This window comes from Methanobrevibacter ruminantium, from assembly GCF_016294135.1.
Classification (GTDB): domain Archaea; phylum Methanobacteriota; class Methanobacteria; order Methanobacteriales; family Methanobacteriaceae; genus Methanobrevibacter; species Methanobrevibacter ruminantium_A.
Map to the genome: position 1 here is coordinate 1 of NZ_JAEDCO010000045.1, position 10284 is coordinate 10284.

The 10284-nt window shown below is 30.6% G+C and carries 3 protein-coding genes; 1 reads left to right on the forward strand and 2 read right to left on the reverse strand.

The genetic code is table 11. The annotated features are described in order from the left end of the window. Positions 1-444: 444 nt before the first annotated feature. On the reverse strand, positions 445-7395 hold the full coding sequence (locus VW161_RS07990) for a DUF3320 domain-containing protein (RefSeq protein ID WP_325192897.1): 6951 nt from the start codon (positions 7393-7395) through the stop codon (positions 445-447). Between the two features lie 365 nt (positions 7396-7760). On the opposite strand from VW161_RS07990, the gene VW161_RS07995 reads away from it, so the two are divergent. Further along, positions 7761-8900 (forward strand): aldo/keto reductase, encoded by a 1140-nt coding sequence (locus tag VW161_RS07995; RefSeq protein WP_304163605.1) that lies wholly within the window; start codon positions 7761-7763, stop codon positions 8898-8900. Positions 8901-9047: 147 nt separating this feature from the next. On the opposite strand, the gene VW161_RS08000 is transcribed toward VW161_RS07995, so the two are convergent. Beyond that, positions 9048-10097: a M42 family metallopeptidase gene (locus VW161_RS08000; RefSeq protein WP_296869493.1), complete on the reverse strand. Its 1050-nt coding sequence runs from the start codon at positions 10095-10097 to the stop codon at positions 9048-9050. Positions 10098-10284: the final 187 nt, after the last annotated feature.

Genomic DNA, 10284 nt, shown 5'->3' on the forward strand with positions numbered 1-10284 from the left:
TTTTTTTAGAATAAAAAATATTACTTATTATAGATTTTTTAATACTTTTATAAATTTTTAAGTAATACTTAATAAGGTTTTTTTAATAATTATCAAAAAAATTTAGTATTACTAATCAATATAAAAGTAATATGTGAATAATAATTTATATAAGAAAAGTAATAACAATAAGAAGTTCATAATTATCCTTTGGGAAAATTATATGATATGAAAAATATTGGATCTGATGATAAAAAAATTAGTAAAAACCAGCTCTGTAGAAAATAAAAATAGTCAAAAATGGCATAAAATAACAAAAGCATATACCTCAATAGTTATAAAATATAAAATTAGACATAAATATTAAGAATATTAAAGAAATGACTAATTATTTTAATAGTGATAATAAAAATACTGATTTGTAATGGGAAAAAATTTAATATAAAAAATAAATAGTAAATTGAATTATCTAAATTCAATCTTACCATTATTATTAATCAAAATACCTTTGCCAATCATTGAATCAATGACTAAAGTGATTTTATTGGAAGTCTTTTTGGAAGTTGATTTGAAACCAAAAGTTCTGGAAACATTCTTAGCTAACTCTTGAACTTTCAATGATTTCTCAAAACTTAATACCAAATCAATAGCTTTTTCTATTTCGACTTCTGAAATTAAATCAATATTAGGTTTAACTCTTTTTCTAACCTTTACTGTATCATAATCAATGAATAAGAAATCATTTTCTCTAATTAAAAGCAAATGATTTTCATTTCTGTCAATTACTTCCAATATGGTGTTCTTAAACTTGGTACCTGCACGAGATAATCCGCAACCTTCTCTTAATCTACGGATAACAGTATCTACATGAACAGGACCTTCAGCAGCCACTATATCCATAACAGCAGTTGCCAATTTCTTTTCATCTTCATATATTTCAGATGGAGATTTGATGATTAAATTTTCAATTTCCTTATAATCTTCAATATAATCGCTTAATTCGCCATTAGGAGTTAATCTAGTATTATCAACCGCTCTGAGAACATTAGTTTCCTTGATTCTTTCATCTTCCATATCTTGATATCCTTGACCAACATCAGTGATTATATCTTCAAATGTATCATCATCTATTTCAATATCGTCTATATGGACGAACTCATCATCTGGATCAATTAGTTCATCTCCAAATTCTTCAAGAATAATGGATTCCTCACTTATGTGCTCCTCAATAGGTTCAGTAGCAGGATAAGTTTCTGCATTGGTTTCATATATAGTGCTTTCCTGATTAATAGATGAACTGATAGGGATGATTGGTTCACTCTCATCATCAATATAATCAAATTCCGGAATTTCATCTGAGAATGAATCATTAGAATCTCCTACATAGCCATTAGAGGATGGATTAGTGTATTCTTCTATTTTATCTAAATATTCATGTTTAGAAGTAAATAATGATTCATAATTGTCTTCTTCTCTATCTTGAGTATTATCAATCACTGCAGGCTCTTGATATGGGTCATATGGATCCTCGAAGAATTCATCGTCTGCATTACGGTCTATTACATAAACCATTTCCCTTTCAGTAGGATTTTCTATTTCATCCATAGAAGCTTTTAAGTATAACATTTCATTTTTTAAGCTACTAACTGTTCCAGCAAGTCCAGTTTTGTTCCTATCATTATTTCTAGGATATTGAACTGCATTCTTTTTAAGAGCATTATCAATTCCTACCGCACTGTAATAATAAGGACTTTCAGGATTATTAGGGTCATGGTAAGACTCGTCATTAGCTTGAGATTGCTTATCTTGTTGTGAATTACCATCTATTGTATTGGTTGAATCTTCAGATTCTTCATAAAACTCTTCAAATTCCTCGGCATCAATTGGAGAAATATAATCTCTATTTTCTTCATAAGAATTATTCTGATTATTGTTTCTTATTTCTGCACTGATAGGAACAATAACATCTGGAGAATCATCAAATGCATCATCATCTTTTTTCCTTCTAGGAGCTTTATATTCTCTCATATTTTCAATACCTTCAGATTCATTAGTTTCTAAATCTTTTTCGTCTAATTCTTGGATAATATCTTCTGAAATATCTTCGATATCCTCTTCCAGGCTGTATACAATTACATCATCTTCTTCGTCTTCTTCAAAACTGTATACTGGTGCGCCTTTGATATCTTCATCAATTTCATCTTCAATGTCTTCTTCATTATCCTCTTTAATGTTTTCCTTAATATCAAGTTCAAGATTTTCTTCAGTAGTATATTCTATATCATCATCACTAATAATACTTTCCTTTTCTTCCAAATCATTTAGATTATCATCAATTTGATTATGAATATTAGCTTCCTCAAGATCAATAGATTCATCTTTATGAACATCTTTTTTATTTGATTCATTTACTTTTTGCTCTTTTTTAGGAGCATTCTGAGAATCTTTTATGCTTTGAGAATCACTATTTTGCCTACTGTTTACTAATTCATCACCTATATTCCTTAATCTATTCATAAGGGATTTTGCCATAGTATTTCCATTATTCTCATTCCTATTTGAAGAATTTTTGGACTTATTAAAGCTTGCATCTTGCTCTTTTACTTTAAATTCATCATCACGAATTTCTTTTTTATTTGAAGAGTTATCTTTAGCTTTAGTTTCATTTTCTTTTGATTTTTCTTCAAATTTAGAAGAAACAGCATCTTTAGATGAATTAAATTTAGGATTTTTTTGCAGTTTTGAATTAGATCTTTTCTCTTTTTCTTGTTTTATATGAATATTAGCTTGTTTGTTTTGATCTTTTTCTTCCTTTTTGTTATTTTCTCTATTTGGAATTTCAGATTTTTTATCCTTTTCTTTCTCTATATTTTTATTTATAGGAATATTAAGCTTTTTAACTTCCTTATTAGCATTTTCTAAGGATGAAATATCAATTTCTTCTTCCCCATCAATTAAATCAGGAATATCCTCTATTGAAGATTTTTCGTCTTTAGAAGAATCTTTTGTAAATTCCTCATCAAATCCTTCTAAATATCTATTGATTAAATCTTCTTTTTCCTTATCCTTTTCAGACTTCTCGTTGATTTCCTCTTTTACGGATTGAATATTTGGTAAATCATTATCGGCTATATTACCAGTGATATTATCGGTAATATCATCTTCACTATTATCATCAATATTTTTATCAATAGTATCTACAATATTCACATCATTTTCTTCGTTATTCTGAGTGAATTCATCACTGCTTTCTTCATCATCTTTATCTTTTCCAAGAATGACAGTAGTAACAGGATTGATTTTCATTGATTCAACAGCATTGATCTTTTTCTTCAAGTCCTTAACTTTAGTATTTACTATTGTTGATTCAATATTCTCCAATAGCTTAGCTCTTGCCAAGTCTCTGTTTCTATACCAATCAGTAGACCAGATATGATAGATATTCCAACCTAAACCTTTTAAGACTTGTTCTCTTAATCTATCTCTGTCTCTAGCTACCTTGCTTGAAGCGTAATTATGCCCATCACATTGGATTCCTAATATGTATTTTCCAGGATTATCTGAGTCTCTAATAGCTAAATCCACTCTAAATCCTGCACACCCAACCTTTTTATCCACTTCATATCCATTTTCAGCTATGAAGTTGCAGATTGCATCTTCAAATGGAGCTTCATCATAATCCTCATACTGAACGGATTGATTGTAATGCAAGTTTTCAGCATATTCCAAGAATGCTTGCAAGGATTTTACACCAAATGGAGGATTTGCTGTTAAATGAATATCATGAGCTCTGAAGTTGGTGAATACAACACATTTTTCTCTTGCTCTTGTAATAAGCACATTTAAACGTCTTTCTCCTCCGTCCTGGTTTAATGGACCGAAGTTTAATGACATTCTGCCTTCAGTGTCATAACCATATCCTACACTGATTAAAATGACATCCCTTTCATCCCCTTGAATTGTTTCAAGGTTTTTAACAAAGAATCTTTCTTCCTTGTTTTCTGAAAAGAGAGCCTCATATTCAGGATGTGCTTTTCTTTCAATCTCCAATTCTTCTAAAATCGCATTCTTTTGAGCTACAGAGAATGTACCTACACCTAAACTCTTCTTGTCACCATATTTCTCAAAATGCTTGAATATCTCTTTAACTACGTCTTTAGCTTCAAGAGGGTTAGCTGAACCTTCTCCTCTATGGTATTGTGTATTAGGATTGTAATGGAACTTAAGACCTAACTCTGGATCTGTGTGAGATGGAGATGGATAGACCAATAGCTCATTATCATAAAACTCTCTGTTAGAAATATTAATTAAAGACTCATGACGACTTCTGTAGTGCCATTTAAGCATTTTAACTGGGAATGATAACTTACATAAGTGCAATATGCTTTCCATATCCAAAGCAGTTGCAACCTCTTCCCCACTTTCACTGTCAGTCATCTGGTCAAAGAAGCTTGTTGGAGGCAATTGTTGAGTGTCTCCCATAACAACTGCAGTCTTACCTCTCATGAATGCACCTAATGCATCTTCAGGTTTCACTTGACTTGCTTCATCGAAAATAACTACATCAAACTGCAATTTAGGATTTGTGGGATCAAGATATTGTGCAATGGACAATGGACTCATCATAAAGACAGGTTTAATCTTCTTAATGGTTCCTCCTGCCTTTTCAAGCAATGTTCTCACTGGCAAATGGCCGCTTTTTCTTGTAAATTCTCCAGCTAATACCTTAGCTTCTGGGTCATTTACAGCACCATATATCTTAGGAATTTCACTGTTTAGCTTATTGAATATCCTTTTTCTATTCAAGTTAATGATCTTTACATCCAAATCCTTGAATTCCTTGATTCTATTTTCGTGCAATTCACCAATGAATGTTGCTAAAGTGTCATTTTCATTGAATACAATATTAAGTAAACTGTCTGCAAAATTTCCTAAAACCATTGGTTTAACATCATCTTTCTTAATGTTTCTTTTTTCAATGGTTTTAATGAATAATGATACTTCACTGTTCCTGCACGCTCTTTTGGTGTTGGAATACTGGGACCATAAATGTAAGCTTGATAATTGACCTTTCCATTTATTCAATTGATTTTCCCATTTGTCAAATGGAACATCATCTGTTTCTCTTTTAAAGATTATTTTACTTCTTGGATTTAATTTGGATTCCAATTTTTTAAGATTTTCATAGAATCTATTTCCCTTTTCAACATAGTCATCTATGCTTGAATCCATATCATGAAGGAAAAGGTCATTTGAAAGCATTTTAACAGTGGTTTCACTAAAAGTGCCATTAGATAGGAGATAGACAAATTTGTTCATCCAATTTGCCACTTGCTTCAAGTCATTTATATTTGCATTTTCACTCCATAAATCACCGAAATATACTCTTCCAAGGGCCTCATTATCCTTGAGGCTTTGTCTGATTTTAATGTGATTTCTTACTTTAATCAAGTCATTTAAAGCTTCTCTATCACTTGGAACATTGCCATTATAAAGTTTATAAAGCTCTTCCTTATGGGAATTACCTCCAAAGAGCTTGAATTTCTTATTGGATTCCTTTTCCAAATCATATATGATTGTATCTAAATCTGCAACAAGAAGATAATCTGAGAATTTATTAAATAATCCTGAGGCATGCTGATAATGTTGCAATAGCTTAATAAGCTCCAATGATTTCTCTGGACTATTGAACCAATACTTGCTTAACAAGACAGAACTATCCACTAAGTTAGCGCTTTCACTATTTAAAATGTTTAATGCAGTAATTGAATCCTCGTATTCCTTTAATGTATTAGGAATCTTAATGCCATAGATTTCATTTACAACATTCATTTCATATCTGAAATCACTTAAAGACTCTAAGCTATCTCTAATCAATAATTCAATTTCCCTTAAATCTGCAGGAAGCAAACTCTTTGGATTGCAATAGCTCCATGGATTGTTTTTGGAAATGGTTGAATATAATTCTGCTAAATTCTCTAATGATATGATGATATCATCCAATTCTTTCATGGATAAGTCTTCAGCATTGTTGAATCTGACTAATGGCAATAATTTACTTTGTCTTGCAAAATAGTCTTCTGAAGACTCTTTCATACCATACAATTCAAATGGTGTGAGATTTACATTAGCCATTGGAGTGTGAATGATTTCCGCATATTGGTCTAATTGGTCACGTAAGTTTTCAAGCTTTCTTAAGGTTTGATCTAATTTCAAATCTCTTGTAGCCCTTACATTAGTTGCTTTCTTAAGGTTTTTCAAGAATTGCTTTCGTCTTGTCTTGTGTGAATGCAATTCCAATACGAATTTACCAAGACCAACACTATCCAATCTGCTTTTTACTACTTCAAGTGCAGCCATCTTTTCACTTACAAAAAGAACTGTCTTTCCTTCTGCAATAAGCTCTGCAATTAAGTTTACGATAGTTTGTGATTTACCGGTTCCTGGAGGTCCCTCTACAACTAGATTATGGCCTGCCTTAACGTTTTCTATAACTGCAATCTGTGATGAATCAGCGTCCAAGACCTGATACATTGTTTTATAATGAAGTTTTTCATCCACATCCTCTTCCTCAAATGTATCCTCATAGACATTTTTGCTTGGATTAAAAATTGACTGAATAAGCTCATTTTTAGTTAAATCAACATCTTTGCTCCAACTTTCAGGATTCAAGTCATTGTACATGACAAATTTAGTAAATGAGAAGAATCCTAAAGCCACATCATCCTTAACATCCCATTTGCTAAATGGTCTAATTGCCTTTTTTACATCAGCTAAATACTGGTTTACACCTTCAATGTATGAGGTTTGCTCAAATTTAGGAAGCTCTATTCCTGCTTCACGTAATTTAGCTTGAATTGAGATGTTGTTTTGAATGTCTTCTCCAGTCCAGGATAATGAAAATGAGTTTCCAACCTTCTTACGTTCCATAGCCACTGGAATAAGAATAAGTGGAGCCAAATTCTTTTGTCTTGGTTTCTTCTTGTCAATCCATTCTATAAAACCAAGAGCTATATATAGGATATTATAACCTTGTTCCTGAACCATTGTCTTTGATTGCTGGTCAATGTAAAATAGTCTTTTTTGAAGCTCACTAGGTGTCAAATCAGCTTTTAATGTCTTATCGCTTTCAGATGACAAGAATTCTTTTGTTTGATCTATAAAAGTGTGGGCTCTTGATTTCTTAGTCTCTGCCTTATTAGGAGAGAAATACATTTTCTTATTCTCTAAAACAAGGATCTTATATGCATTCATAGGTGATTGGTTAATGATACTGAGATTCCTGTTTCTTGCCTTAAAACTAAGAAGAGGGTTTCTTAAAGTTAAATCCAAGAGTTCTTTTCTTAGATTTTTAAACTCCTTCTCAATATCCTTATTAGATATAGTGTTGTTTTTTGATGGTGTTCTGAATTGCATATTACCAATCCCTTTTTAGGTGAAATTATAATAAAATTTTTAAGATTTTTATAAAATACTTAATAATTTTTGATACAATTATATTTATATTTATAGTAATTTATAAAGTTTTGTAAATAGCAATTTTTATATAAAAGTCTAAAATAAATTTAATTGGAATAAAAACAATAATCTATTCTTTATTGCTTAAATAAAAGAAAATCATTTGATTAAATTTTAATCGTTTTTTAATATAAAAACATTTATAATACAATTAATAAAAATATGTTTATATATACAATATTAAATAATTTATCTAGTTTAAGAGATTAAATGTAATTTAATAGTTAGATGTTTAAGTGATTTAAAAATTTTGGAGATTAGAAATGGATTATAAATCAAAATTTGGATTTGGATGCATGAGATTGCCTCAAACTGATAAGAATGACCCTACTAAAATTGATCAGGAATTATTTAATGAAATGGTAGACCTTTATATGGAAAAGGGATTCAATTACTTTGATACCTCATTTGCTTATCATAATGGAGTAAGTGAAGTTGCTATGAGAAAAGCAATTGTTGAAAGATATCCTAGAGAATCCTATAAGATATGTGATAAAATGCCTTCTTGGGCATTGACAAGTGAAGAGGATAATGATAAATTTGTTAATACCATGCTTGAAAGGCTTGGAATAGACTATTTTGATGTATTTTTTATACATAATATCAATATTCCATGGCTAAAGTTAGCTGAAGAGCACAATTCATTTGAATATATAAAAAACATGAAAGAGCAAGGAATAGCCAAGAAAATAGGTATCAGTTTCCATGACAACTCTGATTTGCTTGAAAAATTCCTTGATAAATATGCAGATATTCTTGATATAGTTCAATTGGAACTTAATTACTTGGATTGGGAAGATCCAGCAATTGAAGCTCACAAATGCTATGATTTATGCGTAAAGCATGGACTTGAAGTTTATGTAATGGAACCGCTAAAAGGTGGAGTTATTGTTAATCAACCAGAAAGCATTAATGATGATTTTAAGGCATTCAATCCAGATAAGTCAATTGCAAGCTTTGCATTAAGATTCTGTGCATCATTGGAACATGTGAAAATGGTTTTAAGTGGAATGAATAAGATGGAAGATCTATTGGATAATATAGATACCTTTGAAAACTTTGAGCCATTAAGTGAAGAGGAACATGAATTCTTATTAAAAGAAGCAGGCAAATTAAGAGAAAACCTTGCTGTACCATGCAGTGAATGCGGCTATTGCCTTAAAGCTTGCCCATTGGAAATTCCTATTCCTGAATATTTCAGATTATATAACCATCATAAAGTGCAAAAGGAATCCAACATTTACAGATTGTATTATGATAAATTAGGTGAAGAAAAGGTTCCTGCAAGCGATTGCACCCAATGTGAAACCTGCATTGATTACTGTACACAAAAAATAAACATTCCAGAAAAGTTAGAAGAAGTGTGTGAGCATTTTCAAGAAGGATTCAGTCCTTATGGATAAAAATAAATGAAAAATAGTAAAAATAAACTTTAAATTTAAAAAAATAAACAAATGAAAAAACAAAAAAGAGAATAAATAGAATAATGATAATTTAAAATTATTCTAATTTTATTCTTTCATACTAAACATTTCTAATTTTATTCAATTTTATTCTAAACTGTTAATGGCAGCTACAATCAATTGGATAGTGTTTTCAACATCTTCCATGCTTGCTACACTAACAGTTGTGTGAATATATCTGGTTGGAACAGATAAAACACCAGTTGGAATACCTTCTCTTGTAAGATGAATAGCTGTACCATCAGTAGTACCGCCGTCACTTACTTCAAGCTGGAATGGGATTTCTTCTTTTTCTCCAGTGCCAATCAATAAGTCTCTAATGATTTTAGGAGTGATGATTCCTCTTCCGCTTGCATCAATCATAATAACAGCAGGTCCTTTTCCAATAACAACAGGAGCCTCTTCTGGTTTGATTCCAGGATGGTCACCGGATAATGTTACATCTAAAGCAAATGCCATATCTGGGTTCAATTTATAGGAAGTTACTTTTGCCCCTTTCAATCCCACTTCTTCTTGGGTTGTTCCAACACCATAAACAGTTGCTTTGGAGTCTACTCTTTTTAAAACTTCCATCATTACATAGCATCCAAGACGATTATCCAATGCCTTACACATTACCAAGTCATTAGGGAATGCTTCAAACCATGATTTGAATGTAATTGGATCTCCAATGGAAACCATTTCTTCAGCTTGTTCCTTATCCTTTGCTCCAATGTCAATAAACATTTCATCATAAGGAACAACTTTCTTACGCTCTTCCGGTTTAGTGACATGAGGTGGTTTAGAACCGATAACACCAGTTAAATCACCATTTTTAGAGTGAATTACAACAGTTTGATTCATTAGCATTTGGTCATTTATTCCACCAATTGTTGAGAATTTAATGTAACCGTTATCATCTATATACCTTACCATCAAACCTATTTCATCCATATGAGCTGCAAGCATAACTTTTGGTCCTTTTTTAGATGAACCCTTTTTAGTAGCTATTACATTACCCATTAAATCTGTCTCAATATCATCAGCTACATCTTTTAATTCTCTTTTAATAATCTCTGCAATCTTTTCTTCATGTCCAGAAATACCTGGAGTCATACAGAGTTCTTCAACTAATTTAATTTCTTTTTCAAAAGACATATTTTCACCTTATGTATATTATATAATAAGTATAAAATTTTATAAAATACTTTCGTATTCATTCTAATAATTATATATTTAAAAATATTGATTTATTAAATACTTTCATATTCATTTTAATAATTATATAAATAAAAATATTGATTTATTAAATACTTTCATATTCATTTTAATAATTATATAAATA